27 protein-coding genes are annotated in these 24,537 nt (G+C 58.2%); 19 read left to right on the top strand and 8 right to left on the bottom strand.

Annotated features, from left to right (window positions below):
- Positions 1-7: 7 nt before the first annotated feature.
- Together proC and CK911_RS19745 are read right to left on the bottom strand one after the other, a co-directional pair.
- On the bottom strand, positions 8-832 hold the full coding sequence (gene proC, locus CK911_RS19740; protein ID WP_098972111.1) for a pyrroline-5-carboxylate reductase: 825 nt from the start codon (positions 830-832) through the stop codon (positions 8-10).
- 142 nt (positions 833-974) lie between these two features.
- The gene (locus CK911_RS19745; RefSeq protein WP_098972113.1) at positions 975-1,676 is read right to left on the bottom strand and encodes a YggS family pyridoxal phosphate-dependent enzyme; all 702 of its coding nucleotides are present in this window, start codon (positions 1,674-1,676) and stop codon (positions 975-977) included.
- Positions 1,677-1,715: 39 nt separating this feature from the next.
- Between CK911_RS19745 and tapT the strand changes: the two genes are divergently transcribed.
- The 4 genes from tapT to CK911_RS19765 all read left to right on the top strand — a co-directional run bounded on the left by tapT (position 1,716) and on the right by CK911_RS19765 (position 5,331).
- Positions 1,716-2,750 carry a type IVa pilus ATPase TapT gene (tapT, locus tag CK911_RS19750; protein WP_042024218.1) on the top strand — a complete coding sequence of 345 codons (1,035 nt, stop codon included), beginning with the start codon at positions 1,716-1,718 and terminating at the stop codon, positions 2,748-2,750.
- A 28-nt stretch (positions 2,751-2,778) separates the two neighbouring features.
- Positions 2,779-3,888, top strand: coding sequence for a type IVa pilus ATPase TapU (gene tapU, locus CK911_RS19755; RefSeq protein ID WP_098972116.1), 1,110 nt, complete (start codon positions 2,779-2,781; stop codon positions 3,886-3,888).
- A gap of 47 nt (positions 3,889-3,935) precedes the next feature.
- Positions 3,936-4,709, top strand: a complete 774-nt coding sequence (gene yaaA, locus CK911_RS19760; RefSeq protein ID WP_098972118.1) for a peroxide stress protein YaaA — start codon at positions 3,936-3,938, stop codon at positions 4,707-4,709.
- 196 nt (positions 4,710-4,905) lie between these two features.
- Entirely contained in the window at positions 4,906-5,331 is a 426-nt protein-coding gene (locus tag CK911_RS19765) for a hypothetical protein (protein ID WP_042024223.1), read from the top strand.
- A gap of 363 nt (positions 5,332-5,694) precedes the next feature.
- Here the strand turns inward: CK911_RS19765 and CK911_RS19770 are convergent, their stop codons facing one another.
- On the bottom strand, positions 5,695-6,186 hold the full coding sequence (locus CK911_RS19770) for a methylated-DNA--[protein]-cysteine S-methyltransferase (protein ID WP_098972120.1): 492 nt from the start codon (positions 6,184-6,186) through the stop codon (positions 5,695-5,697).
- 30 nt (positions 6,187-6,216) lie between these two features.
- The gene (arfB, locus tag CK911_RS19775; RefSeq protein ID WP_098972122.1) at positions 6,217-6,633 is read right to left on the bottom strand and encodes an alternative ribosome rescue aminoacyl-tRNA hydrolase ArfB; all 417 of its coding nucleotides are present in this window, start codon (positions 6,631-6,633) and stop codon (positions 6,217-6,219) included.
- A gap of 201 nt (positions 6,634-6,834) precedes the next feature.
- Between arfB and glnK the strand changes: the two genes are divergently transcribed.
- From glnK to CK911_RS19800, 5 genes are all read left to right on the top strand, one after another.
- Positions 6,835-7,173, top strand: a complete 339-nt coding sequence (gene glnK / locus CK911_RS19780) for a P-II family nitrogen regulator (protein ID WP_005341406.1) — start codon at positions 6,835-6,837, stop codon at positions 7,171-7,173.
- 257 nt (positions 7,174-7,430) lie between these two features.
- Positions 7,431-8,438 (top strand): Fe(3+) ABC transporter substrate-binding protein, encoded by a 1,008-nt coding sequence (locus CK911_RS19785; protein ID WP_098972124.1) that lies wholly within the window; start codon positions 7,431-7,433, stop codon positions 8,436-8,438.
- A gap of 39 nt (positions 8,439-8,477) precedes the next feature.
- Complete coding sequence (locus tag CK911_RS19790) at positions 8,478-10,103, top strand: iron ABC transporter permease (RefSeq protein WP_098972126.1); 1,626 nt, start codon at positions 8,478-8,480, stop codon at positions 10,101-10,103.
- Positions 10,104-10,184: 81 nt separating this feature from the next.
- On the top strand, positions 10,185-11,219 hold the full coding sequence (locus tag CK911_RS19795; RefSeq protein WP_098972128.1) for an ABC transporter ATP-binding protein: 1,035 nt from the start codon (positions 10,185-10,187) through the stop codon (positions 11,217-11,219).
- A 103-nt stretch (positions 11,220-11,322) separates the two neighbouring features.
- On the top strand, positions 11,323-12,228 hold the full coding sequence (locus CK911_RS19800) for a Dyp-type peroxidase (protein WP_098972131.1): 906 nt from the start codon (positions 11,323-11,325) through the stop codon (positions 12,226-12,228).
- 90 nt (positions 12,229-12,318) lie between these two features.
- Here CK911_RS19800 and argR read toward each other — a convergent pair whose 3' ends face one another.
- Positions 12,319-12,789: a transcriptional regulator ArgR gene (gene argR / locus CK911_RS19805; protein ID WP_005340378.1), complete on the bottom strand. Its 471-nt coding sequence runs from the start codon at positions 12,787-12,789 to the stop codon at positions 12,319-12,321.
- A gap of 201 nt (positions 12,790-12,990) precedes the next feature.
- On the opposite strand from argR, the gene CK911_RS19810 reads away from it, so the two are divergent.
- The 6 genes from CK911_RS19810 (at position 12,991) to CK911_RS19835 (ending at position 17,950) form a co-directional block, all read left to right on the top strand.
- A complete protein-coding gene (locus CK911_RS19810; protein WP_005357971.1) occupies positions 12,991-13,731 on the top strand; it encodes an ATP-binding cassette domain-containing protein in 741 nt (246 codons plus the stop codon).
- Positions 13,732-13,755: 24 nt separating this feature from the next.
- Positions 13,756-14,493, top strand: a complete 738-nt coding sequence (locus tag CK911_RS19815; protein ID WP_098972133.1) for a transporter substrate-binding domain-containing protein — start codon at positions 13,756-13,758, stop codon at positions 14,491-14,493.
- Positions 14,494-14,496: 3 nt separating this feature from the next.
- Positions 14,497-15,147 carry an arginine ABC transporter permease ArtQ gene (gene artQ / locus CK911_RS19820; protein WP_098972135.1) on the top strand — a complete coding sequence of 217 codons (651 nt, stop codon included), beginning with the start codon at positions 14,497-14,499 and terminating at the stop codon, positions 15,145-15,147.
- A gap of 3 nt (positions 15,148-15,150) precedes the next feature.
- Complete coding sequence (gene artM / locus CK911_RS19825; protein WP_068977372.1) at positions 15,151-15,813, top strand: arginine ABC transporter permease ArtM; 663 nt, start codon at positions 15,151-15,153, stop codon at positions 15,811-15,813.
- A 222-nt stretch (positions 15,814-16,035) separates the two neighbouring features.
- Complete coding sequence (mdh, locus tag CK911_RS19830; RefSeq protein ID WP_098972137.1) at positions 16,036-16,971, top strand: malate dehydrogenase; 936 nt, start codon at positions 16,036-16,038, stop codon at positions 16,969-16,971.
- Between the two features lie 367 nt (positions 16,972-17,338).
- On the top strand, positions 17,339-17,950 hold the full coding sequence (locus tag CK911_RS19835; RefSeq protein WP_098972826.1) for a tetratricopeptide repeat protein: 612 nt from the start codon (positions 17,339-17,341) through the stop codon (positions 17,948-17,950).
- A gap of 99 nt (positions 17,951-18,049) precedes the next feature.
- On the opposite strand, the gene hmpA is transcribed toward CK911_RS19835, so the two are convergent.
- Positions 18,050-19,243 (bottom strand): NO-inducible flavohemoprotein, encoded by a 1,194-nt coding sequence (hmpA, locus tag CK911_RS19840; RefSeq protein WP_098972139.1) that lies wholly within the window; start codon positions 19,241-19,243, stop codon positions 18,050-18,052.
- A 111-nt stretch (positions 19,244-19,354) separates the two neighbouring features.
- On the opposite strand from hmpA, the gene CK911_RS19845 reads away from it, so the two are divergent.
- On the top strand, positions 19,355-19,822 hold the full coding sequence (locus CK911_RS19845) for an Rrf2 family transcriptional regulator (RefSeq protein WP_042024256.1): 468 nt from the start codon (positions 19,355-19,357) through the stop codon (positions 19,820-19,822).
- Between the two features lie 30 nt (positions 19,823-19,852).
- On the opposite strand, the gene CK911_RS19850 is transcribed toward CK911_RS19845, so the two are convergent.
- Both CK911_RS19850 and CK911_RS19855 read right to left on the bottom strand, forming a co-directional pair.
- Positions 19,853-21,133, bottom strand: coding sequence for an HlyC/CorC family transporter (locus CK911_RS19850; RefSeq protein ID WP_098972141.1), 1,281 nt, complete (start codon positions 21,131-21,133; stop codon positions 19,853-19,855).
- A gap of 42 nt (positions 21,134-21,175) precedes the next feature.
- Positions 21,176-21,964, bottom strand: a complete 789-nt coding sequence (locus CK911_RS19855) for an inner membrane protein YpjD (protein WP_042024259.1) — start codon at positions 21,962-21,964, stop codon at positions 21,176-21,178.
- A gap of 202 nt (positions 21,965-22,166) precedes the next feature.
- Between CK911_RS19855 and ffh the strand changes: the two genes are divergently transcribed.
- The 3 genes from ffh to rimM all read left to right on the top strand — a co-directional run bounded on the left by ffh (position 22,167) and on the right by rimM (position 24,515).
- Positions 22,167-23,543 carry a signal recognition particle protein gene (gene ffh, locus CK911_RS19860; protein WP_098972143.1) on the top strand — a complete coding sequence of 459 codons (1,377 nt, stop codon included), beginning with the start codon at positions 22,167-22,169 and terminating at the stop codon, positions 23,541-23,543.
- A gap of 177 nt (positions 23,544-23,720) precedes the next feature.
- Complete coding sequence (gene rpsP, locus CK911_RS19865) at positions 23,721-23,969, top strand: 30S ribosomal protein S16 (protein WP_021141082.1); 249 nt, start codon at positions 23,721-23,723, stop codon at positions 23,967-23,969.
- 24 nt (positions 23,970-23,993) lie between these two features.
- Positions 23,994-24,515, top strand: a complete 522-nt coding sequence (gene rimM / locus CK911_RS19870; RefSeq protein WP_098972145.1) for a ribosome maturation factor RimM — start codon at positions 23,994-23,996, stop codon at positions 24,513-24,515.
- Positions 24,516-24,537 lie beyond the last annotated feature (22 nt).

Consider the following 24,537-nt stretch of genomic DNA (forward strand, 5'->3'; position numbering starts at 1 on the left):
GCTCCTGTTAGAAGAGTGTTTCCATTTCGGCGGCGCGAGCAACGGCAGCCTGCATGGCGTGGGCAGTCAGCGGCATCAGCCCCTGCTGCTGGAAGGTGTTGATCGCCTCAAAGGTGGTGCCACCCTTGCTGGTGACCTGCTCACGCAGGGTCTGCAGCGATATATTTGGGTTTTGCTCCACCATGGCGGCGGCACCCAGCGCGGTTTGTTGCACCAGCAGGCGTGCCTGCTCGGGTGAGAAGCCCATCGCCTCTGCCTCTTCGGCGATGGCCTGCATAAAGAGGAATAAGTAGGCTGGGGCACTGCCCGCAGCGGCGATGACGCCGTTGATACCAGACTCCTGCTCCACCCAGAGGGTTTTGCCGACCGCCTGCATCATCTGCTCGGCAAAGTCGCGATCGCTGGCGGCAATATGCTCGGGCGCATAGAGGCCGGTCATTCCCAGACCCAGCAGGGCCGGGGTATTGGGCATGGTGCGGATGATGCGGTGGTGGCCGCCGGCCATCTCGCCAAGGCGCGCCACCTTGATACCGGCTGCGATGGAGATCAGCAGCTTGCCTTCAAGGGAACCCAGCTCGGCAACCAGCGCTGCCAGCATGCCGGCCATCAGCTGCGGTTTGACCGCCAGCACGATCACCTCGGCATTGCGGGCCGCCTCGATATTGGACTGGGTGATGCGAATGCCGTAGTCGCTGGCGAGCGCCTGCAGCTTGGGCATGCTTGGGTTGGCGGCGGTGATCTGCCCGGCGGGGTAGCCCGCTTTGACCAGTCCGGCAATGATGCTGCGGCTCATGTTGCCCGCGCCGATAAAGGCCAGAGTTCTATGCTGCATCAGATGCTCCTGTTGCACATGCGGTCGCGACGGGGTTGGTGCTGCCTGCACAACCTGACGCCAGAATTCGGTGTTCCATCAAACGCTCCTGTTGATGAAGTCGCTGCAAGGGGCGGATGTATTTGTTATCCGCCAGCCCTGCTTATGAGTAGTCACGGGCGCCGAAGATGGCGGTGCCGACCCGCACCATGGTGCTGCCATGGGCGATGGCCAGCTCAAGATCTTCGGTCATGCCCATCGAGAGGGTATCAACCGTGGGGTATTGTCGCGCAAGCTCGGTGAACAGAGTCTGCATACGGGCCATTTGGGTGGCCAATACATTTTCATCGCTGGTGTGCTCGGGAATAGCCATCACGCCTCGCAATACCAGCCGCTCGCTGTGAGAAACCAGTTCGGCGAGACGGAAAATCTCTTGCTCCGACGTTCCGGATTTACTGCTCTCTCCGCTAATATTGATTTGCAGACAGATATTTAGCGGTGCCATGCTGGCCGGGCGCTGGTTGTTGAGGCGGTCGATCAGCTTGTCCCGATCCACGCTCTGCACCCAGTCAAACCGTTCGGCGACCAGTTTGGACTTGTTCGATTGCAAAGGGCCGATAAAGTGCCACTCTATGTCGCAATATTCCGGCTGCTGGCGCAAGGCATCGATCTTGGTCGCCGCTTCCTGGGCGTAGGATTCGCCAAAACAGCGCTGACCTGCGGCATGGGCAGCCATGACCGCCTCGGCAGGCTTGGTCTTGCTGACGGCAAGCAGGCTGATCTGCTGCAGGTTGCGGTTTGCCCGCGCAGCGGCTTGGGCAATACGTTCCTTTACCTGAAACAGGTGCTGGGCAATCTGGTTCATATTTCGTTAGTGATCTTGTGATGGGAGAATGACAAGTCTATGGATATCACAGAGTTATTGGCTTTCAGTGTAAAGCATAAAGCCTCGGATCTACACCTCTCGGCCGGTGTTCCCCCGATGATCAGGGTTGATGGTGAGGTGCGCAAGATCAATTTGCCCGCCCTCGAACATCGAGAAGTACATAGCCTCATTTATGACATCATGAACGATCACCAGCGCAAGGAGCTGGAAGAGAACTTCGAAGTCGATTTCTCGTTTGAGGTGCCGAATTTGGCCCGTTTCCGGGTTAACGCCTTTCAGCAATCCCGCGGATCAGGCGCAGTATTTCGGACCATCCCCAGCACGGTACTGAGCCTCGAAGATCTCGATGCGCCGGAGATCTTTCGCAAAATTTCGGAATTTCCCCGAGGTCTGGTGCTGGTGACCGGCCCGACCGGTTCTGGTAAGTCGACCACCTTGGCGGCCATGGTCAACTACATCAATGAGAACTTCCACCACCACATTCTCACCATCGAAGACCCCATCGAATTCGTTCACGAGAACAAGCGCTGTCTGGTGAACCAGCGGGAAGTGCACCGGGATACCAAGAGCTTCAGCAACGCCCTGCGCTCGGCTCTGCGGGAAGACCCGGACATCATTCTGGTGGGCGAGATGCGTGACCTCGAGACCATTCGCCTCGCCATGACTGCCGCCGAAACCGGCCATCTGGTGTTTGGCACCCTGCACACCTCGTCGGCGGCTAAGACCATCGACCGTATCATCGACGTCTTCCCCGGTGCGGAGAAAGACATGGTGCGTTCCATGCTCTCCGAATCCCTGCGGGCGGTTATCTCCCAGACCCTGCTCAAGCGCATTGGCGGTGGTCGGGTGGCGGCCCACGAGATCATGATGGGCATTCCCGCGGTGCGTAACCTCATTCGGGAAGACAAGATCGCCCAGCTCTACTCGGTGATCCAGACCGGGATGACCCACGGCATGCAGACCATGGATCAAAGCCTGAAACAGCTGGTTAGCCGCGGTGTGGTGGCATCCCTCGATGCCAAGGTCAAGGCGGTTGATCCCAACAGTATTTAAGGATGCCAAACCCAGGGAGGGAGAAATAATGAATCTGGATGATCTGCTGAGCCAGCTGGTCGAGCGAAAGGGATCGGATCTGTTTGTGACGGTGGGTTCACCGCCCACCCTCAAGGTGAACGGTCATCTTGTATCGCTGGGGGGGGAGGCGCTAGACAAGAAGGGGGCACTGACGCTGGTCAGGGATACCTTGAGCAGCGATCACTTCGAGCGCTATATCCGTACCAAGGAGGCCAACTACGCGATTTATCGCGAGGCCCTTGGCCGCTTTCGGGTCAGCGCCTTCTGGCAGCAGGAGCAGCCCGGCATGGTGGTGCGCCGCATCGAAACCCGCATCCCCACCTTTGAAGACCTGCAACTGCCCAATATCTTGCAAGAGGTCGCGATGGCCAAGCGGGGATTGGTGCTGTTTGTCGGGGCTACCGGGGCAGGTAAATCCACCACCCAGGCGGCAATGATTGGCTATCGCAACAAGCATGCCGATGGCCACATTCTGACGGTGGAAGATCCGGTGGAGTTCGTCCATCAGCATGGCCGTTGTTTGGTGACCCAGCGAGAGGTGGGGATCGATACCGAGTCATTCGATGTGGCGCTGAAAAGCTCGCTGCGTCAGGCACCGGACGTGATCCTGATCGGCGAGATCCGAAGTCAGGAGACCATGGAGTTTGCCCTGCAGTTTGCCGAGACGGGCCACCTCTGTCTCGCCACCTTGCATGCCAACAACGCCAATCAGGCGCTGGATCGCATTCTCCATCTGGTGCCGCAAGACAAACACCGTCAGTTCCTGTTCGATCTCTCCTTCAATCTCAAGGCCATCGTTGCCCAGCAGCTGGTGCCCAGCATGGATGGCAAGCGGCGTTTTGCGGCCTTCGAGGTGCTGCTCAATACCCCGCTGATCACCGATATCATCCGCAAGGGTGAGATACACAGGCTCAAGGAGGTGATGACCAAATCCTCTGAGTTGGGCATGCAGACTTTCGATCAGGCGTTGTTCAAGCTGTTCTGTGCTGGCCAGATTGGCTACAGTGAGGCCCTCGCCCATGCCGATTCGGCCAATGATTTGCGCTTGCAAATCAAACTCTCCGGTCAGGATACTCTCGGTACCGGCATGCTGGATAATGTAACGCTGGATGAATGAATCATGGGGCCGTGCTGTAGTTCGGCCCCTCGCCATAAAGGAACGTTATGCTGATTGTGGTTTCCCCGGCCAAGACGCTGGATTACGAGTCACCGCTGGTGACCCCCCGTTTCACCCAACCTGAATTGCTTGATCACTCCGCCGAGCTGATTAGCCGGGCCCGCCAACTGAGCCCGGATCAGATCGCCAGTCTGATGAAGATCAGCGACAAGCTGGCAGGTCTTAATGCTGCCCGGTTTGCGCAGTGGCAGCCAGACTTCACGCCGGCCAACGCCCGTCAGGCGCTACTGGCCTTCAAGGGGGATGTCTACACCGGATTGGCGGTAGAGGATTTCAGCGCGGCCGATTTTGACTTCGCCCAGTCACACCTGCGGATGCTCTCCGGTCTCTACGGCGTGCTGCGCCCCCTCGATCTGATGATGCCCTACCGGTTGGAAATGGGGACCCGGCTCGACAATCGCCGCGGCAAGGATCTCTACCAGTTCTGGGGGGGGGTGATCACTCACCACCTCAACGACGCGCTGGCCGCCCAGGGGGATGAGGTAGTGATCAATCTGGCATCCGACGAGTATTTCAAGTCGGTACGGCCCAAGAGCCTGAAAGGGCGGATTGTCACGCCGGTGTTCAAGGATGAGAAGAACGGCCAGTTCAAGATCATCAGCTTCTACGCCAAGAAGGCGCGCGGCATGATGGCCCGCCACATCATCAAGCAGCGGCTGACTGAAGTGGAGCAGTTGACCACTTTCAACGCGGAGGGTTACTACTTCGTGCCGGAAGAGTCGGACGCCAATACCCTGATGTTTAAACGCGCCGAAAATTAATTACAAAAAGAGGGAACCAATCTTCCGACTCGCGGGTCTGAATATATGAATCCTCTGTTGTAAGCACTTTTTATTCGCCGACGTTTGATACGTCGGCTTTTTTATTGCCCGCTTTTACTGCTCATTGATTGTCTTCGCCGGGACAATGTGTTTCAGATAGACTCAAGACAGGGAGTGAGTTGTTGTGAGGTGAGTTATGGAACAGAAAAATGCCATTCGGCAGGTTGCCGTACCTTGGGCTCCGTCCCGCCAGCTCCCCCCCGGACTGGTCGTTGCTGAGCTGCATCAGGATCTCTGGAGCGACTCCCTGACCATCATGCTGGGCCGGGCGCGCAGCATAGATCTGCCTCCCCAAATTCTTTGTCGGGTGCATTTTCGTCATATCTACGCTTTGCGGGTGGTCGAGGATTGCGACTTGACCGAGGGAAAGGAGAGTCACTCTATTGAAGAGCAGATCCAGCTTATCACCCCCTCCCGCTTTGCCAGCTGGTTCCATCAGGAGTCTGACGGCCTGCATCTGGATGAAGATCTGCAGCACTACCGGATATCCACCTGGGATTACTGCGCAGATGTGCTGACCTCCTCTACGCCAGAACTGCAGTTTTTGCCCCAGAGTGAGTAGCTACTCCTGATAACAACAGAGGCGAAGGATGATCCTTTGCCTCTTTGTTTTTGCGTTGGTGCGGAGCGTGTGGTGCTCAGGTCACTCAGTCAGAGGGTTGGCCTGTTGTGTTGGCACAAAAAAAGCGCCTCAGAGGAGGCGCGGGGAAAAAGACAGATTGGAAGCGTCACATGGGTGCTACTTGAATAAGCGGATAAGCTGTCACATTCAAGCATAGGGTCACTATGCCCGTTGCAATCTGAAGTAGTTCTGAGGCAATTCTTCATTTTCTGTTCATCTTGTCAGCAAGGCGTGTCCTCTAGCTGAAAACCCTTCAGTTTTGTGGCGACATTGGCCATCACTTCCGCCGGAAGACTACCTGTGTCACGGGGTCAGCCTGAATGCTGTGCCCGCCTGTTCCAGTGCCAGCAACCAGCGCTTGATGGGAATACCGCCTGCATAGCCGGTCAGATCGCCGCTGCGTCCGATCACCCGATGGCAGGGCACAATGATGCTGAGCGGATTGCGGCCATTGGCAGCGCCCACCGCCCGCACCGCTTTGGGATTGCCGATAGCCTGGGCAATCTCGAGATAGCTGACGGTCTCGCCATAGGGGATATCACACAGGGCGCGCCACACCGTTTGTTGGAACGGGGTGCCCTTCGCTGCCATGGGCAGGTCGAACTGCTGCAACTTTCCGGCGAAATAGGCGTTAAATTGGGCGAGATAGGGGGCCAGCGCCTTGTCATCCAGTTGCCAGTCAGCGTGCGGCATGACGGGCCGCTCCCCGTGCATGAACTCCACGTGGCGCAGGCCATCCTGATCGATGGCGACCAGCAGCGGGCCGCGGGCGTTGTCGCAAAAACTGTATCTCATCGGCTGACATCCTTTGTGGGCTGGGGCGGCTCAGTCCAGAACCGGTTTGCCGCGGGCGGATTTGATATCCCCCTTGCGCTTTTTGGCATCGACCCGTTTGCGCTTGGAGCTGCGGGTCGGCTTGGTGGCATGGCGGGCTTTGGGGCGCCAGGCTGCTTTCTTCAGCAACTCCACCAGACGGCTCATCGCCTCCTTGCGGTTCATGTCCTGGCTGCGATGGCTTTCGACCCGGATCATGATAAAGCCATCGTGTACCCGGCTGTCGCTCAGCTTGTCGAGACCCTCCTTGTAGAGGGGCGTCAGGCTGGGAGAGTTGCGGTAATCGAAGCGCAACCAGACGGCGGAGTCGGTCTTGTTGACGTGCTGTCCGCCGTTGCCCTGTGCCCGCATGGTCTGGAATTGCAACTCATGCCAGGGCAGGGTGATGCTGTTGGAGATAACTAACATGCTGTTTTGCTCTTGTTTGGTGCATACCCGCTGACCGCTGCAGCATGGTGCCTCATTATGGGGCGTGCTGGCCGGTTATGGGGATGTGCCTGGCGAATGGCGCCGGTATTAAACTCTATCTATATGAAATAAAACAATAAAAATACTTGGCATAAGAATTGAAACCCGATTCATGACACACCATGGATTGGGAGCAACCAGATGAAGCTGATTAGTGCGATTATCAAACCGTTCAAGTTGGACGATGTCCGCGAGGCTATTGCCAACCTGGGGGTGGAAGGGCTGACCGTGTCCGAGGTTAAGGGATTTGGCCGCCAGAAGGGACACACCGAATTATACCGGGGAGCCGAGTATCAGGTCGACTTCCTGCCCAAGGTGAAGCTGGAGATTGCCACCGCTGATGATAACGTGGAAGGGGTGATTGAGGCGATCTGCAAGGCGGCCTATACCGGCAAGATCGGCGACGGCAAGATTTTTGTCTACGACTTGCTGCAAGCGGTGCGCATCCGCACCGGCGAGAGTGACGACGAGGCGCTGTGATGAACCGCAGCCGTGACGTACAGATCTGCTGACCTCTCGACCTTAGGGAATTCGATGGGGTGAGAGCTTATTGAAGCCTGATTTACATAATGTTTTGGTTAGAAGCGGCCAGATGGGATTCCATCCGGCCCTTTTCATTTAGGGGAGATTAAATATGTGATGTGGCGATGGCGAGCGTTCTTGATCCGCTAATAAGATGTATGCAGAATGCAAACGGAAATCGTTATCACTCTGTATGGCAAATCAAGGAATGGATGATGAAAATGAAGATGTTGGCACTGGCTTTCTCTGCGTTGGCGGCTCAATCGGCATTGGCGGCCGGGGAAGTGAATGTCTACTCCAACCGGCAGGATGAGCTGATCAAGCCCATCATCCAGCAGTTCGAGAAGGAATCTGGCATCAAGGTGAACGTGGTGTTTGCCAAAGAGGGGTTGAACGAGCGTCTGGAGCGGGAAGGCAAGCTCTCTCCGGCCGACCTGATGCTGACCGTCGATATCAGCCGCCTGACCGATCTGGTGGACAAGGGGCTGGTGCAGCCGGTAGACAGCAAGATCCTGCAGGAGAACATCCCTGCTATCTATCGTGATCCGGAGAACCGCTGGTTCGCCCTGACCACCCGGGTGCGCGCCATCTATTCGAGCAAGGATCGTCTCGGCAAGCTGGAGACTATCAGCTACGAAGATCTGGCCAAGCCGGAATTCAAAGGGAAAATCTGCACTCGCAGCGGCAAGCATGAGTACAATGTGGCGCTGGTCTCCTCGATGATTGTCCATCACGGCATGGCCGAGACCAAAACCTGGCTGGAAGGGGTCAAGGCCAACTTGGCGCGCAAGCCGCAGGGCAACGACCGGGATCAGGTCAAGGCGATCAAGGATGGCATCTGTGATGTATCGCTCGGCAACAGCTACTATCTGGGCGCCATGTTGAAAGATCCGGCGCAGAAGTCCTGGGCCGATGCGGTCTATATCAACTTCCCGAACCAGGCTGACCGCGGTGCCCACGTCAACGTGAGCGGCGTGGCCATGACCAAGTATGCCAAGAACAAAGACGCCGCCCAGAAACTGATGGAGTTTCTGTCTGGCGATACCGCCCAGCACATGTATGCGGACGTGAACGCCGAATATCCGGTCAAGGCCGGAGTCGAGCCTTCCGCCATGGTCAAGTCCTGGGGCAGTTTCAAGTCTGACGCACTACCGGTCAGCGATTACGCCAAGCACCGCAAGGACGCCTTGCAGTTGCTGGATGAAGTGAAGTTCGACTTGTAATCAGATGGGGCCAACGGCCCCATCAACCTCTGTGGTCTCATGAAAAATTTTGGATGGATTACCGGCAGCTGGGCCACCGCCCTGCTGCTGGGTTTACCGGTGATTGCCCTTGTTTTCTCTGCCTTCTCGGCTGAGGGAGATCTCTTTCGCCACCTTGCCGATACCGTGCTGCTCGACTATCTGGCCAATACCCTGGGGCTGGTGGTCGGCGTGGTATTGCTCAGCCTGCTGTTTGGTGTGCCTACCGCCTGGCTGGTGGCCATGTGTCAGGTGCCGGGGCGGCGGGCCCTGCAGTGGGCCTTGATGCTGCCGATGGCGATGCCCTCCTATATCGTTGCCTACGTCTATACCGATCTGCTCGACTACTCGGGCCCGCTACAGGCCGGGTTGCGAGCGCTCTTTGGCTGGAACAGTCCGGCCGATTACTGGTTTCCGGCCATTCGCTCCCTTGGCGGCGCCGCCTGGGTGCTGGCGCTGGTGTTGTTCCCCTATGTTTATCTGCTGGCCCGCGCCTCCTTTCTGGAGCAGTCGGTCAGCCTCATTCACTCCAGCCGCCTGCTCGGCTGTACCCCGTGGCAGAGCTTTCGCCGCCTCAGTTTGCCGCTGGCACGCCCCGCCATCATGGTGGCGGTATCGCTGGTGGCCATGGAGACGTTGGCCGACTTCGCCACCGTTCACTTCTTTGCCATCAACACCCTGACCACGGCGGTCTACGACACCTGGCTCGGCTACGGCAGTCTGGCCACCGCAGCCAAGCTCTCCTGCCTGATGCTGCTGGCGGTGGTGCTGCTGATCGCGCTGGAGCGCCGCTCGCGCAGTCGGCAGCAGGTGTTCCAGAAGTCCATGGGCCATGAGCAGCCGCTGCGCTATCCGCTCAGGGGGATTAGCCGCTGGCTGGCCGGTCTCTGGTGCTGGGGGCTGGTGCTGGCCGGTTTCGCTCTGCCGTTCATCATCCTGCTCGATTACGGGGTGCGTTACTTCGAGTTGTCATGGACGCCGGAGTTTGTCCGCTTTGCGGGTAACAGCCTGCTCATCTCGGCGCTGACCGCCCTGCTGGCGATGGGCATCGCCCTGCTGCTCGGCTTCTTCCGCCGCCTCGATGGCGGGATCAAGAGCCTGCTGCCCCTGCGCATCGCCGCCATGGGTTATGCCATGCCGGGCACCGTGCTGGCCATCGGGGTGCTGGTGCCACTCACCGCTCTCGATTTTGCCATCAACGATCTGGCCGAGTGGCTGGGGCGGCAGGGACCGGGCCTGCTGCTGACCGGCACCATTACCGCCATCGTGTTCGGTTATCTGGTGCGCTTTGTGGCCATCGCCATCGGCTCGGTGGAGAGCAGCATGGGCAAGATCTCCCCCAGTCTCGACATGGCGGCCCGCTCCCTGGGGCAAGGGGATGGCGCCATGCTGCGTCGGGTCCATCTGCCGCTGGTGCGCCGTGGTCTGTTTGCCGGCGCCATGCTGGTATTCATCGAATCCATGAAGGAGCTGCCCGCCGCCCTGCTGCTGCGGCCGTTCAACTTCGATACCCTGGCGACCCACGTCTACCAGTTCGTCTCGGACGAGATGCTGGAGCGCGGTGCGCTCGGGGCTATCGTTATCGTGCTGGTGGGGCTGTTGCCGCTGATCTGGGTCAACCGCAGTCTGGACAGTCCGGGCCACTGAGTCGCCACGTCGGCCAATGAAATTGCATGCGGTGCGCTGATCGAAAGGCAGCGCACCGCCAGAAACGAGAGGAAGTCAGCCTTGTCTTGTTTGCAGGTTGAAAATGTCAGTTGCCGTTACAACGGCCGCAATGTGCTGGAACAGCTCTCCCTGACGGTGGCAGACAACGAGATCGTCTGCCTGCTGGGGGCCAGTGGCTGCGGCAAAACCACGCTGCTCAAGGCTATCGCCGGCTTGCTGCCGCTGGCCGAGGGCACGATTCGCCTCGGCGAGACCCTGCTCGATGGGCCGGGTGCCAGCGTGCCGCCCGAGGCGCGCAATATCGGCATGATTTTTCAGGATTACGCCCTCTTCCCCCACCTGACGGTGGCCGACAACGTCGGCTTCGGTCTGACCCGGCTCGATCGCCGGGCTCGCCAGCAGCAGGTGGACGAGGCGCTGGCGCTGGTCAATCTGCAGGGGCTGGGGGATCGCTATCCGCACCAGCTTTCTGGCGGTCAGCAGCAGCGGGTGGCCATCGCCCGGGCATTGGTGTGCAAGCCGCATCTGATGCTGCTGGATGAGCCCTTCTCCAACATCGATACCCAGGTGCGGATGAAGTTGATCCTCGAGATCCGCGCCCTGCTCAAGCAGCAGGGGATCGGCGCCATCTTCGTCAGCCACAGCAAGGAGGAGGCCTTCGCCTTCGCCGATCGGCTGGCCCTGTTTCGCTCTGGTCATATCGAGCAGGTGGGTCAGCCGGAGCAGCTCTATCGCCGCCCGCAAAACCGCTTCGTGGCGGAGTTTCTCGGCGGGGTCAACTATCTGGCCGCCGAGGTGGTGGACAGCCACTGTGTGCAGACGGCGCTCGGGGTCATCTGTGGCAGCGAGCCTCATGGTCGCGTGGTGGGCGAGCAGTTGCAACTGATGCTCAGACCCCAGCAGCTGTTGCTGGAGAGCGCCGCAGATGGCGAGCTCAAGGTGGTGGAGCAGCAGTTCCTCGGCCATCACTGCCGGGTGCTGTTCGAGTGTGGCGAGCTGCGGTTTGAGGCGAGCATTGGCGAGCCCCTTGCAGGGATGCGGGCCCGCATCAAGGTCGCCCCCCATGGACTAGTGTTGTTTGGCCCTTTGCCCTGAACGCGTGATATCGTCGTGAAATCAAAGAACTGGAACAACTCTGGTTTATAATCGCGCAACGCAAATAGCCCGTAACGCTAACGCCTACTCAGGGGAGAGATATATGAAAGCCCAAGCCGGGATCTGCGCAGAGCCAAATCTGCACGCCCTCTATCTGATGTTCAATCGCACTGGCGATGCCGCCGAACTGGTCGGCCGTCTGGCCAAGTTGCCCGCCCTGTGGCAGGCGGTGGCCGCCGATTTCCCCGATGCCGGGTTCAGCGGCCTGGTCGCCGTTGGCGCCGACACCTGGGATGGTCTCTATCCTGCTGCCCGTCCGCCCCAGTTCCGTGGCTTTATGGCGCAATCCGCCAACGGTCAGGAAGCCCCCAACACCCCGTTTGATCTCTTCGTGCAGCTGCGTGCCGATCGGGTGGACGTGCTGCACCACGCCGGTCACCGCGTGATGGCGCTGCTGGCCGGACTGGTGGAGCTGGCCGAAGAGGTGCGCGGTTTCCGCAACCTGGATTGCCGTGACCTGACCGGTTTCGTCGATGGCACCGAGAACCCGCAGGATGAGCACCGCGCCGAAGTGGCGCTGCTGGCGGAAGGCGAGTTTGCCGGTGGCTCTTACATCCACGTCCAGCGCTGGGTCCATGCCATGCGCGACTGGGAGAAGCTGGCGCAAAAAGAGCAGGAAGACATTATCGGTCGCACCAAGCCCGACAACATCGAGTATGAGTCTGCTGCCAAGCCGCTGACCGCCCACATCAAGCGGGTCAACCTCAAGACGCCGAAAGGGGAGTCCATGGAGATCCTGCGCCAGAGCATGCCTTGGGGCACCCTGAGCGAGCAGGGGCTCTACTTCATCTCTTGCTGCCGCACTCAGCAGCACTTCAACGCCATGCTGGCCAGCATGTACAAGGGGGAGGGCAGCCACTTCGACCACCTGCTGCGCTTCACTAAGGCAGTGACCGGCGCGGCTTTCTTCGCCCCATCGGAAGGTTTTTTGATGGCGCAGGGTAAATAAGCTCGCCTGACGAAAATGCACAAAACAAAAATCCCGGCCTTGGCCGGGATTTTTCGTTCTGGCGTGACCGCTATGACGCGGTGGCGGCCATTACGGAGTCTGTTCGAACAGCTCGAGAGCTGAGAGGTAGAGCTCTTCGATATCGGTGTCGCTGGTCGGGGTGATGAAGATGGTGTCATCACCAGCGATGGTGCCGAGGATCCCTTCTGCCTTACCGAGAGAGTCGAGCAGGCGGGCGATCAGCTGGGCCGCGCCCGGGCTGGTGTGGATTACTACCAGCGCGCCGTTGTGGTCGACATCCAGCACCAGATTCTTGAGCGGGCTGGAGGTGGTGGGCACGCCCAGTTCCACCGGCAGGCAGTAGACCATCTCCATCTTGGCGTTGCGGGTGCGAACGGCGCCGAAGCGGCTCAGCATGCGCGATACCTTGGACTGATTGATGTTCTCGAAGCCCAGCTCTTGCAGAGCGGTGACGATTTCTGCCTGGGAGCCAAAGCGCTCTTCTTTCAGCAAGGCTTTAAAGGCCTTGGCCAGTTTTTCTTGCTTGTCGTTGTGTTTCATCTTGGTCTCACGAATGAGGAGGTGTGGCGGCCTGTGCGACACAGGCGGCAGATACGAACAGCGAGGCCATTTTGCATTCATATGCCGTTTTTTGCAAGGAAGCGGCGCTTGTTCTGCATATTGATTCAAAAATGGCTTGCATCGACCTTCATTAGGGATAGAATCGGGATGAAATTTTGAAAACTTATTCAATTGGGCTGTATGGGTATTGAATTAATAGGTATCGAGAAATCCTGGCACAAGGTGCCGGTTCTGCAACAGGTCAGCTTTCGGACATCTCCCGGTGAAACCTTGGTGTTGCTGGGCCCAAGCGGTGCTGGCAAGAGTTCCCTGCTACGGATGATGAACCTGCTGGACACCCCGGATGCGGGTGTTCTGCGGATTGGCGAAAGTGAATTTTCTTTCCCGAACTCCCTCTCTGCTGCCGAATTCAACCGCCAGTCCCAACTGCTGCGTCGCAAGGTGGGCATGGTGTTCCAGCAGTACAATCTCTGGCCACATCTCACTGTGATGGAGAATCTGATTGAAGCGCCGGTCAAGGTGCTCGGCATGAGCAAGGAGGCCGCCATCGAGAAGGGGGCCTATCTGCTGGCCCAGCTGCAACTGGCGGACAAGCGCGATGCCTGGCCTGCCCGTTTATCCGGCGGCCAGCAACAGCGGGTAGCCATTGCCCGTACCCTGATGATGGACCCGGAAGTGCTGCTGTTTGACGAACCGACTGCGGCGCTGGATCCCGAGATCACCAAAGAGGTGGCCGAGATCATCCGCAACCTGAGCCAGACCGGCATTACCCAGGTGGTGGTGACCCACGAGGTCGATTTTGCCCGCAAGGTGGCCAGTCAGGTGATTTATCTGGAGAAGGGGCGGATCATCGAATCCGGCACCGCCGCCATTTTCCAATCCCCGCAAACCAGCCGGTTTGCCGAATTCTTGATGCATTGATATTGAATCGATAAGGAAGCTGTCATGAAAAAGAGTCTGTTGTTGGTTGCTGCCATGGGTCTGTTGAGTACCACCGTCATGGCCAAAGAGATCAAGTTCGCCACCGAGGCCACCTACGCGCCGTTCGAATACCTGGATGACAAGAACGAGTTTCAGGGTTTTGACATCGATCTGGCTCGTGCTATCTGCGAGCAGGCCAAGCTGGAGTGCAGCTTCCACAACCAGGCCTTTGACAGCCTGATCCCCAGCCTGAAATTCCGTCGCTACGATGCCGCCATCGCCGCCATGGACGTGACCCCGGAGCGCTCCGCTCAGGTCGATTTCTCCGACATCTACTACGAGAACTCGGCGGTATTTGTGGCCAAGAAAGATGCCTTCAAGGGGCCGGAAGAGATGGTCGACAAGACCGTCGGTGTGCAGAACGGTACCTCTCACCAGTCCTATCTGGTGGATAACTGGGTGAGCAAGGGTCTGCTGACCGTGCCGTACGCCAGCTACCAGAGCGCCTTCCTCGACATGATGAATGGCCGTACCGACGGCGTGTTTGCCGATACCGCGGTTGCTGCTGACTGGCTGAAGCAGCACAAGGAGTATGCGGTGGTGGGTACGCCGGTGACCGATGCCAAGTACTTCGGTACCGGCTTTGGCATCGCGGTCGCCAAGGGCAACCAGGAGCTGCTGACTCAGCTGAACAAGGGGCTGGCCGAGATCAAGGCCAACGGCACCTATCAGAAAATCTTCGACAAATACTTCGCGCAGTAAGCCATGTTGAGCCTGTTGTTGGATGCAGCCTGGATGACCCTCGGGCTGGCCTTGGCATCACTGGTCGGGGGCATGGTATTGGCACTGGCGTTCAGTGCCGCCGAGCTCAGCAAACAGCGTGCGCTGTTGTGGCCGGTGGCCACTCTGACCACGCTGATCCGTGGCCTGCCCGAGTTGCTGGTGGTGCTGTTCATCTACTTCGGCTCGACCCAGGTGCTGTTCCTCATCACCGGCGAGTATGTGGAGTTCAGCCCGTTCGCCTGTGGCGTGTTGGCGCTCTCCCTGCTGTTCGCCAGCTATGCGACCCAGACCCTGCGGGCGGCGCTCAATGCGGTGCCTTCAGGTCAACGGCTGGCGGCGCTGGCGCTCGGTCTTGGCAAGAGTCACATCTTTTTCCGTATCGTATTGCCGCAGGCGTGGCGTCACGCCTTGCCGGGCCTTGGCAACCAGTGGCTGGTGCTGCTGAAAGATACCGCGCTGGTGTCGCTGATCGGGGTTAACGAGATGATGCGCCAAGCGCAGATGGCCTCGGCCAGTACTTATGAGCCATTCACCTGGTATGCCGCCGCCGCCCTTATCTATCTGGCCATCAGTCTGGTAAGTGAGTTCGGCCTCGGGCTGGCTGCCCGCTACACCCGCCGCTACGGAGGCTAACTGATGCAAGAGTATCTCGTCACTTTGCTGGGCGGTCTGGTCACTACGCTGGAGCTGACCCTGTTCAGCCTGCTGCTGGGAATCGCATTGGCGGCCCTGATGACCTGGGTGCTGGAGTTGCGTCTGCCGGTGGCGACCCAGCTGGTGCAGCTGTGGGTGCTGATCTTTACTGGTACGCCGCTGCTTATTCAGATCTTCCTGATTTACTACGGGCCGGGTCAGTTCGAGTGGCTGAAAGCCAGCCCGCTCTGGCCGCTGCTCAAGCAGCCCTGGTTTTGCGCCGTGCTGGCGCTGGGTCTCAACACGGCGGCTTACTCCACCCGACTGTTCAAGGGGGCGCTCGATGCCATCCCGGCCGGTGAGGTAGAAGCATGTCGGGCGCTGGGGTTCTCGGCTGGCCAGACCCTCTGGATGAAGGTGCGCCACGCCGCCCGTCATCTGGTGCCCGCCTACTCCAACGAGGTGATCCTGGTGCTCAAGGGGAGTTCCCTCGCCAGTACTATCACCATCATGGATATCATGGGGCTGGCTCAAGGGTTGAATGCCCAGACCTACGATACCCTGGCGGTGTTCGGGGTAGCTGGCGGGCTTTATCTGGCGATGAACGGATTGTTAACAATTGGTTTTCGCTGGTGTGAAAAACGGGCGTTGGCGTTTCAATCCTGAGTGCTGCTTTAATACCTCTTTATTGGTAAGGGGAAGCACAAAAAAACTGTGCTTCCCCTCCAACTTTCTGTATTTAACCCTATTTTTTATTCCCGCTTGTTTCGTTGCTCACAGAACCCGCGACTGCAACTGTTATCAGATTGTTTTTTATAGGGGGATCAATTAAGGTTGGGCCCACAACAATAAACAACCTTAAACCTACGCTTAAACATGGAGTTGATCATGAAAGTTGCCGTTCTGGGTGCCGCTGGTGGCATCGGTCAAGCCCTCGCTCTGCTGTTGAAAAATCGTCTGCCGGCTGGTTCCGAACTGAGCCTGTATGACATCGCCCCGGTCACCCCGGGTGTAGCCGTTGACCTCAGTCATATTCCTACCGACGTCGCCATCAAGGGCTTCTGCGGTGAAGATCCGACTCCTGCTCTGGTGGGCGCTGATGTGGTGCTGATCTCCGCCGGTGTGGCACGCAAGCCGGGGATGGATCGCTCCGACCTGTTCAACATCAACGCCGGTATCGTCAAAAATCTGGTCGAGAAGTGCGCGGTCACTTGCCCGAAAGCACTGATCGGCATCATCACCAACCCGGTCAACACCACTGTGGCCATCGCCGCCGAAGTGCTGAAGAAAGCCGGTGTCTATGACAAGCGCCGCCTGTTTGGTATTACCACTCTGGACGTGATCCGTGCCGAGACCTTCGTGGCTGCCGCCAAAGGGCTGAATGTGGACAAGGTTCGCGTCAACGTGATCGGTGGTCACAGTGGCGTTACTATCCTGCCGCTGCTCTCCCAGATTGAAGGCGCTTCCTTCACTGCTGAAGAAGTGGCTGCCATGACCAAGCGTATCCAGAACGCCGGTACCGAAGTGGTGGAAGCCAAAGCCGGTGGCGGTTCTGCGACCCTCTCCATGGGTCAGGCGGCCTGTCGTTTCGGCCTCTCCCTTATCAAGGGTCTGCAGGGCGAAGCCAGCGTCGTTGAGTGCGCTTATGTGGAAGGCAACGGCGAGCACGCCACCTTCTTCGCGCAGCCGGTGCTGCTGGGCAAGAACGGCGTCGAAACCGTACTGGATTACGGCAAGCTGAGCGCCTTCGAGCAGGAAGCGATGGAAGGCATGCTGGCTACCCTGAAAGCCGATATCCAGCTGGGTGTCGATTTCGTCAAATAAGCGGGTCCACCGTGCCAACAAGGGAGCTTCGGCTCCCTTTTGTATTGATGAGATCTGCCCGCAGGCTAAGGGGATGGGGGTTGGTGCCGATAACAGAGTGCAGCAGGAGATCCTTATGATGAAACCCCTTACCCTTCTCGTTCTTGTCGGTGCATTCACTGCGCCCCTCTATGGCGCCGAGGCGGTATCGGCTGCCGTATCGAGCGATGCGCCAGCGGTAAGTGCATCGATGCCGACCGAAAGCAGTGCTGCGGTGGCAACGGCGCCCGTGTCTGCGGCCACGGCCACACCCCCTGAGGCAGCCCCCGTTTTGCTCCCGGCCGAGCCGGTCACGCCGGTAGCCAGCAGTGGCGAAGGGACGGCGCCGCTGCCACAACCGGCGGAGCCTGCCGCTGCGGTTGCGCCTCCCGCGCCTCTGGCTGCTGGCGAGTTGCAGGCGGTGCCGCTCTATCGTCAGGACGAACTGCTCAACTGGATTGAGCAGGGGCGCCATCTTACTCAGGTGAAGCAGGATCGCTGTCAGCTGACTCAGGATATCGAAGCGCGCGCCTCGGTGATGAAGATCCCGGCCTATCAATTCCTGTGGGGGGATATGCTGGCGTGGGGCGTCTGTACCAAACCTAATGCCGAGCTCGGGGTGCAATACCTGTGGGAGGCCGCCAATCACGGGTTGGCGCCTGCGCTGGAGCAGCTGGGCCGCTATTACTGGAAGGGGACCATGGTGCAGAAGGACCTGGTGCGTGCCGAGACTCTGATGCGCGAGGCGGCCAGCCTCGGTTTTCTGCGGGCCCGCATCGAGTGGGTCGAGATGCTGCTGCAGGGGATGGGCAGTCCGCTCGATTATGAGGATGCCTACCGCTGGCTCCATGGCTCCGTCATCGGTGACCAGGCGCTGCACCAGAAGGCGGCGAGTCTGCTCAGCCGTCTTGGTAACCGGATGCCTGCCAACGTGGTGGCCCGCGCCAAGGCGATGCACTGATCCAAAAAAATGACCCACAGATCTGCATCTGTGGGTCCGGTTCCAGCCGCCGTGCCATGACAGGCCGCAACCTCCCTCTGTTATATGGCTGCCCGCGCCTTAGAGATCTTGATGGGGGCCAAAAACTTCGTAATGAAGCTGGCTTGCGGGGATCCCGGCCTCAATCAGCTGTCGCTTCACCTCCTGCATGAAACCGAGCGGGCCGCAGAAGTAGTAGTGGGCCTGCGGTGTGATGCGCTCCTTCACTGCGGTCAGCTCCATGGTGCCAGCAAGGTCGTAATCTTCGCCCAGTAAGTCACTGGCCTCCGGCTCCCGATACCAGACCCGGCTCAGCAAGTTGGGATGCTGGAGTGACTTGTGCTGAATATCCTCCCTGAAGGCGTGCACAGCGCCCTGTTCGCAGGCGTGCAGCCAGGTGAGGTCGGCCTGATGGCTGCTTGTCAGCAATTGGTTGAGCATGCTCATCATCGGCGTCACACCGACACCGGCGGAGAGCAGTACCACCGGGGTATGGCTGTCGGCTTTCAGGTAGAAGTCGCCAGTGGGGGGCATCACCTCGATCTTGTCGCCCGCCTGCAGGTGATCGTGCAGCAGGTTGGAGACCTGACCCTGTGGCTCGCGCTTGACGCTGATGCGGTAATCCTGCCCGTTGGGTGCATCGGAGAGGGAGTATTGGCGGATCTCCTGATATTCGAGCTCGGGGTGAACCAGCTTGACGCTGAGGTATTGGCCCGCTTTGAAGGCCAGTACCGGCTTGCCATCTTCCGGCGCCAGCAGGAAGGAGGTGATGAGCGCGCTCTCGGCCCGCTTCTCCTTGATGATGAAACTGCGTGTACCTTGCCAGCCGCCATCCTGATTGGCCTTCTCCTGATAGATCTCCCGCTCGCGGCCGATGAAGATGTCGGCCAGCACGCCATAGGCCTTGCCCCATGCCTCCAGCACCTCGTCGGTGACCGCACTTCCGCCCAATTCTTTGAGCGTGGCCAAGAGATGACTACCTACAATGTGATATTGTTCCGGCTGGATCAGGAATCCGGTATGTTTGTGCGCAATCCGCTCGACCGCACCGGCGAGCGCCCCCAGATTGTCGATATTCTTGGCATACGCGGCGACCGTATTGAACAGCGCCAGCGGCTGGCCGCCACTGCGTTGATGGGCCAGGTTGAAGATATCTTTCAGCTCAGGGTTATGGCTGAACATCCGTTGGTAGAAGTGCTGGGTGAGGGCAGGACCTGCCGATTCGAGCAGCGGAATGGTGCTTTTGATGACGGCAACTGTGGTTTGATCTAGCATAGGGGCCTCGTTCTAATTGAACATATAAAATGTCATTTAATAAGTGGCATCCTAGATGTTTATTTGATTTGAATCAATACTCCACTTTTCGCATCGCGCTAATCAGGTTTTATGAGACTAACCAGTTATACAGATTTCGGATTGAGAGCCCTGCTCTATCTGGCCACCCTGCCGGAAGGGGAGTTGTCGAGCGTTGCCAAGGTATCGGCCTTGTATGGCGTTTCTCGCAACCACATGGTGAAGGTAGTCAATCAGCTGGTGAAGCTGGGCTATCTGCAATCCCAGCGGGGCAAGAATGGCGGTATTCGCATGGCTTGCGATCCGGCCACCATCAATGTCGGGCAGGTGATCCGGGCGCTGGAAGGCAATCTGGACGGGATCGACTGCGGCTCGCCCGTTTGTCACATCGTCTCGGTCTGTTTGCTCAAGAGTGCGCTGCGAGAGGCGATGGATGCTTTTCTGGCGGTGATGGACAGCTACACCCTGCAAGACTTGCTGGCCAACCGTGACGAGTTGCAGAAGGTGTTCGGCGAGTTGATCCCGACCCTGGTGCTGGAGCCGGATGAAGAGGACGAGTGATGGGAAAGGGCTGCCATCGGCAGCCCTTTTTTAATGTTGTGAGTCTGGCTTGGCCAGGTAAGAAGCCGGCATGATCCGCGCCATCTTGACCATGTTGTTCTCCACTTCGAGGATCTCGATAGGATAACCTGCCAGCCGGAGCCCGATGTTGGGTTGGGGGATCTCCTCCAGATATTCGAGGATCAGACCGTTGAGGGTTCGTGGCCCGTCGATGGGCAGATGCCAGTTCATCTCCTTGTTCAGCTCGCGGATGCTGGCAGAGCCTTCCACCAGAAACGTGCCGTCCGGCTGGGGGTGGATCTCGTCGCTGGGTGCCGGTGTCATGGAGGTGGTGAAGTCACCCACAATCTCTTCCAAGATGTCATCCAGAGTGATTAAGCCCTGAATATCGCCATACTCATCGACAATCAGGCCAATCCGCTCCTTGTTGCGCTGGAACTTGGCCAGTTGCACGTTGAGGGGCGTCCCTTCCGGAATGAAATAAATTTCATCCACTTCCCGTAATAGACTCGACTTGTTGAACTGATCCCTCGCCATCAGCCGCAGGGCATCGCGAGCGTGCAAAAAGCCGACAACATCGTCGATATTGTCGCGATAGAGCAGGATCTTGGTGTGGGCACAGTGAGCCAGCTGGCGCAGTATGGTTTTCCAGTCATCGTTGATGTCGATGGCGTAGATATCGCTGCGCGGCACCATGATGTCTTCGACCAGCATCTTGTCGAGATCCAGGATGCTGATCAGCATCTCCTGATGACGTTGCGGTATCAGGCTGCCCGCCTCGTTGACTATGGTGCGCAGCTCTTCGGTGTTGAGGGAGTCATTCTTGTTGGGGGTGATCTTCAGCATCTTGAGCAGACCGCTGGTGATGCCATTGATCAGCCAGACCAGCGGCGACAGTGGCACCATCAGACCTTTGAGGATCCAGGAGGCCGGATAGGCAATTTTTTCCGGATACATGGCTGCCAGCGTCTTGGGGGTCACTTCACCAAACACCAGTACCACTAGGGTCAGGCCGAAGGTGGCGATGGCGACCCCGAGATCACCAAACAGCCGAATACAGACGATGGTGGCGATGGCGGAGGCGAGAATGTTGACCAGATTGTTGCCGATCAGGATCAACCCCAGCAGACGATCGGGGCGGGCCAGCATTTTCTCGACGCGGCGTGCGCCTTTATGTTTGGTTTGGGCTAAATGCCGGAGTTTGTAGCGGTTGATGGACATCAGGCCAGTTTCGGAACTGGAGAAGAAGGCGGATAAGAGGATCAAAATAACGAGAACAATCAGTAATGTGCTCGTTGAGATGCTGTCCAAAAAGGGCTCCTGTTGGATGGTGTGACGAAAATAAAGAGAGGGTCAGCTCAGTAGCACTTCTTTGACGAAGCGGCTGCCAAAGTAGGCGAGGGTAAGGATGAAGCTGCCAATGAGGCTCAGGGTGATTACTTTGCGGCCGCGCCAGCCATAGGTGTGATGGCCCCACAGCAGTAGCACGTAGACGCACCAGGCCAGGATCGAGAGCACCGTCTTGTGAGATTTGCCCTGGGCGAACATGTCTTCAAGAAAGAAGAGTCCGGAGGCGATGGAGAGGGTCAGCAGCAGTACCCCGGCAGAGATCAGCTGGAACAGCCGTTTCTCCACTGTCATTAGCGGCGGCATGGCTGGCAGATTGCTGATTTTTCTCGATTTAAGCTGTTTATTCAGGCAGGCAAGCTGCAGTGCAAACAGACAGGCGATCATCAATACCGAGTAGGCCATCAACGCGAGGCCGATATGCAGCAACAGCTGGGGATGGGCCTCAAGATGGGTGATGTAACGCCCCGGGATCAGGGCGCTGGCGGCCAGCAGCAGGGCCGAGAAACTGTATACCACCGGCAGCAGTATCCAGCCGTTGAAGCGGCGCGTGATACAGCTCATGAAACAACTGATGATCAGACTCACCAGCGAGGCAACGTTAAGCATGCTCAGGTTTTGGCCAGTCCCTTGCAGGATTTCTGAACCCAGGGAGCTGGCATGGGCGATCAGGGCCAATCCGATACAGGCAAACAGGGAGCGCTGTCCCACCGGCTTGGCGCTCAGTAACAGATGCAGGGAGGCGATGATGGCCAGCAGATAGAACGCCAGGGCCAGAACAGAGATTACGATCATAACCAGGTCGTTGTTACACAAGCTTTTGAGGGTAAGAGGGGCAGTATACCTTGCACATGAAGTGCTCGCCAGTTGTGCAACGGCCGATCTGCCCATATATAGGGAGAAGATCCCTATTGCTGCCGTGCGGTGAATAATCGTCCTCGCGCCCGCTCTGGGTTATAATGCCCCCAATTTATTACGCCAAGAACCGGAATCCGTCATGTTTGAGAATTTGACTGAACGACTCTCGCGCACCTTGCGCAATGTCAGTGGCCGTGGTCGCCTGACCGAAGACAACATCAAGGAAACCCTGCGCGAAGTCCGCATGGCGCTGCTCGAGGCGGATGTCGCCCTGCCGGTAGTGCGTGATTTCGTGGCGCGCGTCAAAGAGCGCGCCGTCGGGCAGGAAGTGGCCAAATCCCTGAGCCCGGGCCAGGCATTCATCAAGATTGTGCACGGTGAGCTGGTCACCGTGATGGGGGAGGCCAACGAGCAGCTCAACCTGGCTGCCCAGCCGCCCGCCATCATCCTCATGGCCGGTCTGCAGGGTGCCGGTAAGACCACCACGGTCGGCAAACTGGCCAAGCTGCTCAAAGAGCGCAGCAAGAAGAAGGTGCTGGTGGTCAGTGCCGACGTTTATCGCCCTGCGGCGATCAAACAGCTGGAGACCCTGGCCAGCGACATCGGCGTTGATTTCTTCCCGAGCGATGCCAGCCAGAAGCCGGTCGACATTGCCACTGCCGCCATCGATCAGGCGCGCAAGAAGTTCTATGACGTGGTGATCGTCGATACCGCCGGTCGTCTGCACGTCGACAGTGTGATGATGGCCGAGATCCAGCATCTGCACGCCACCATCAAGCCGGTCGAAACCCTGTTCGTGGTTGATGCCATGACCGGTCAGGATGCCGCCAACACCGCCAAGGCGTTCAACGAGGCATTGCCGCTCACCGGCGTGATCCTCACCAAAGCGGACGGTGATGCCCGTGGTGGTGCCGCGTTGTCGGTGCGCCACATCACCGGCAAGCCGGTCAAATTTATCGGTATGGGCGAGAAGACCGATGCGCTGGAACCATTCCACCCGGATCGTCTCGCCTCCCGCATTCTCGGCATGGGCGATGTGCTGTCGCTTATCGAGGAAGTAGAGCGCAACGTTGATAAAGAGAAAGCCGCCAAGCTGGCCGACAAGGTCAAGAGTGGCAAGGGCTTTGATCTGGAAGACTTCCGCGAGCAGCTGGCCCAGATGCGCAACATGGGCGGCATGATGGGGATGCTCGACAAGCTGCCCGGCATGTCCGGCTTGCCGGATAATGTGAAAGATCAGATGGATGACAAGCTTACCGTGCGGATGGAAGCCATCATCAGCTCCATGACGCCCAAGGAGCGTGCTCACCCTGACCTTATCAAGGGATCCCGCAAACGCCGTATCGCCGCAGGCTCCGGCATGCAGGTGCAGGACGTGAACAAGCTGCTCAAGCAGTTCACCGAGATGCAGCGCATGATGAAGAAGATGTCCGGCAAGGGCGGCATGCGCAAGATGATGAGTCAGATGAAGAACATGATGCCCCCAGGTTTCGGTGGCGGTCGCGGTCCGTTCTGATCCGGCCTGTGGGTTTATGGGGGTCTGCGGTGGCAGGCCCTTTTTCATTGCTGTTCTGCGCAAAAAATGGCTGGCTTGGTTGCAATTATTACGAATCCAAGTAGAATTACGCGGCTTATTTTAAGCTAGGGTCCGCGTGTTTGCGGGCCTTGTTCATTAGATGTTAATGAGGACGATATGGTAACCATTCGTTTACAACGTGGTGGCGCGAAAAAGCGTCCGTTTTACCAGGTAGTAGTTTCTGACAGCCGTTGCGCCCGTGACGGCCGCTTCATCGAGCGCGTTGGTTTCTTCAACCCGGTTGCTTCTGGTTCTGCCGAAAAGCTGAACCTGGACCTGGCTCGTATCGAGCATTGGGTTGCTACTGGTGCCGCTGTTTCTGACCGCGTTGCCAAGCTGATCAAAGACGCTGCTAAAGCTGCTTAATCAGCCAAACGGTAAGGAGTTAAGGTGGAAAAACCTATAGTTCTGGGCACCCTGGGTACCGTTTATGGCATCAAGGGTTGGCTTAAAGTGAACTCCTTCACCGATGTTGCCGAAGCGATTTTCGATTACAACCCCTGGCTGATTAGTCAGAACGGGGTGTGGCGTGAACTCAAGGTCTCGGCCTGGAAGCGTCACAACAAGGGTCTGATCTGCAAACTCGATGGTATCGATGTGCGCGAAGATGCCCTGGCATTGACCAATGTCGAGATTGGCGTACCCGCCGATCTATTGCCTGCGTTGCCTGAAGGTGAGTTCTACTGGCGTGACCTGATTGGTTGCTCCGTGATGACCACCAAGGGATACGACCTGGGCAAGGTGACCGAATTGATGGAAACCGGCTCCAACGATGTGTTGGTGGTTGAGGCCAATGTAAAAGATGCCTTTGGTGCAAAGGAGCGGTTGATTCCGTTCCTGGAAGAGCAGGTGATCAAGAGTATTGATCTGACTGCTCGAACAATCGAAGTTGATTGGGATCCTGGTTTCTAGTTTCCCGCGCTAACACGGGTGC

Origin of the sequence: Aeromonas sp. CU5 (assembly GCF_002586745.1) — a bacterium.
GTDB lineage: Bacteria > Pseudomonadota > Gammaproteobacteria > Enterobacterales > Aeromonadaceae > Aeromonas > Aeromonas sobria.

Bases quoted from the DNA above. Each gene is read 5' to 3' on its own strand.
- proC (WP_098972111.1), bottom strand. From the start codon at position 832: ATGCAGCATAGAACTCTGGCCTTTATCGGCGCGGGCAACATGAGCCGC.
- CK911_RS19745 (WP_098972113.1), bottom strand. From the start codon at position 1,676: ATGAACCAGATTGCCCAGCACCTGTTTCAGGTAAAGGAACGTATTGCC.
- tapT (WP_042024218.1), top strand. From the start codon at position 1,716: ATGGATATCACAGAGTTATTGGCTTTCAGTGTAAAGCATAAAGCCTCG.
- tapU (WP_098972116.1), top strand. From the start codon at position 2,779: ATGAATCTGGATGATCTGCTGAGCCAGCTGGTCGAGCGAAAGGGATCG.
- yaaA (WP_098972118.1), top strand. From the start codon at position 3,936: ATGCTGATTGTGGTTTCCCCGGCCAAGACGCTGGATTACGAGTCACCG.
- CK911_RS19765 (WP_042024223.1), top strand. From the start codon at position 4,906: ATGGAACAGAAAAATGCCATTCGGCAGGTTGCCGTACCTTGGGCTCCG.
- CK911_RS19770 (WP_098972120.1), bottom strand. From the start codon at position 6,186: ATGAGATACAGTTTTTGCGACAACGCCCGCGGCCCGCTGCTGGTCGCC.
- arfB (WP_098972122.1), bottom strand. From the start codon at position 6,633: ATGTTAGTTATCTCCAACAGCATCACCCTGCCCTGGCATGAGTTGCAA.
- glnK (WP_005341406.1), top strand. From the start codon at position 6,835: ATGAAGCTGATTAGTGCGATTATCAAACCGTTCAAGTTGGACGATGTC.
- CK911_RS19785 (WP_098972124.1), top strand. From the start codon at position 7,431: ATGAAAATGAAGATGTTGGCACTGGCTTTCTCTGCGTTGGCGGCTCAA.
- CK911_RS19790 (WP_098972126.1), top strand. From the start codon at position 8,478: ATGAAAAATTTTGGATGGATTACCGGCAGCTGGGCCACCGCCCTGCTG.
- CK911_RS19800 (WP_098972131.1), top strand. From the start codon at position 11,323: ATGAAAGCCCAAGCCGGGATCTGCGCAGAGCCAAATCTGCACGCCCTC.
- argR (WP_005340378.1), bottom strand. From the start codon at position 12,789: ATGAAACACAACGACAAGCAAGAAAAACTGGCCAAGGCCTTTAAAGCC.
- CK911_RS19810 (WP_005357971.1), top strand. From the start codon at position 12,991: ATGGGTATTGAATTAATAGGTATCGAGAAATCCTGGCACAAGGTGCCG.
- CK911_RS19815 (WP_098972133.1), top strand. From the start codon at position 13,756: ATGAAAAAGAGTCTGTTGTTGGTTGCTGCCATGGGTCTGTTGAGTACC.
- artQ (WP_098972135.1), top strand. From the start codon at position 14,497: ATGTTGAGCCTGTTGTTGGATGCAGCCTGGATGACCCTCGGGCTGGCC.
- artM (WP_068977372.1), top strand. From the start codon at position 15,151: ATGCAAGAGTATCTCGTCACTTTGCTGGGCGGTCTGGTCACTACGCTG.
- mdh (WP_098972137.1), top strand. From the start codon at position 16,036: ATGAAAGTTGCCGTTCTGGGTGCCGCTGGTGGCATCGGTCAAGCCCTC.
- hmpA (WP_098972139.1), bottom strand. From the start codon at position 19,243: ATGCTAGATCAAACCACAGTTGCCGTCATCAAAAGCACCATTCCGCTG.
- CK911_RS19845 (WP_042024256.1), top strand. From the start codon at position 19,355: ATGAGACTAACCAGTTATACAGATTTCGGATTGAGAGCCCTGCTCTAT.
- CK911_RS19855 (WP_042024259.1), bottom strand. From the start codon at position 21,964: ATGATCGTAATCTCTGTTCTGGCCCTGGCGTTCTATCTGCTGGCCATC.
- ffh (WP_098972143.1), top strand. From the start codon at position 22,167: ATGTTTGAGAATTTGACTGAACGACTCTCGCGCACCTTGCGCAATGTC.
- rpsP (WP_021141082.1), top strand. From the start codon at position 23,721: ATGGTAACCATTCGTTTACAACGTGGTGGCGCGAAAAAGCGTCCGTTT.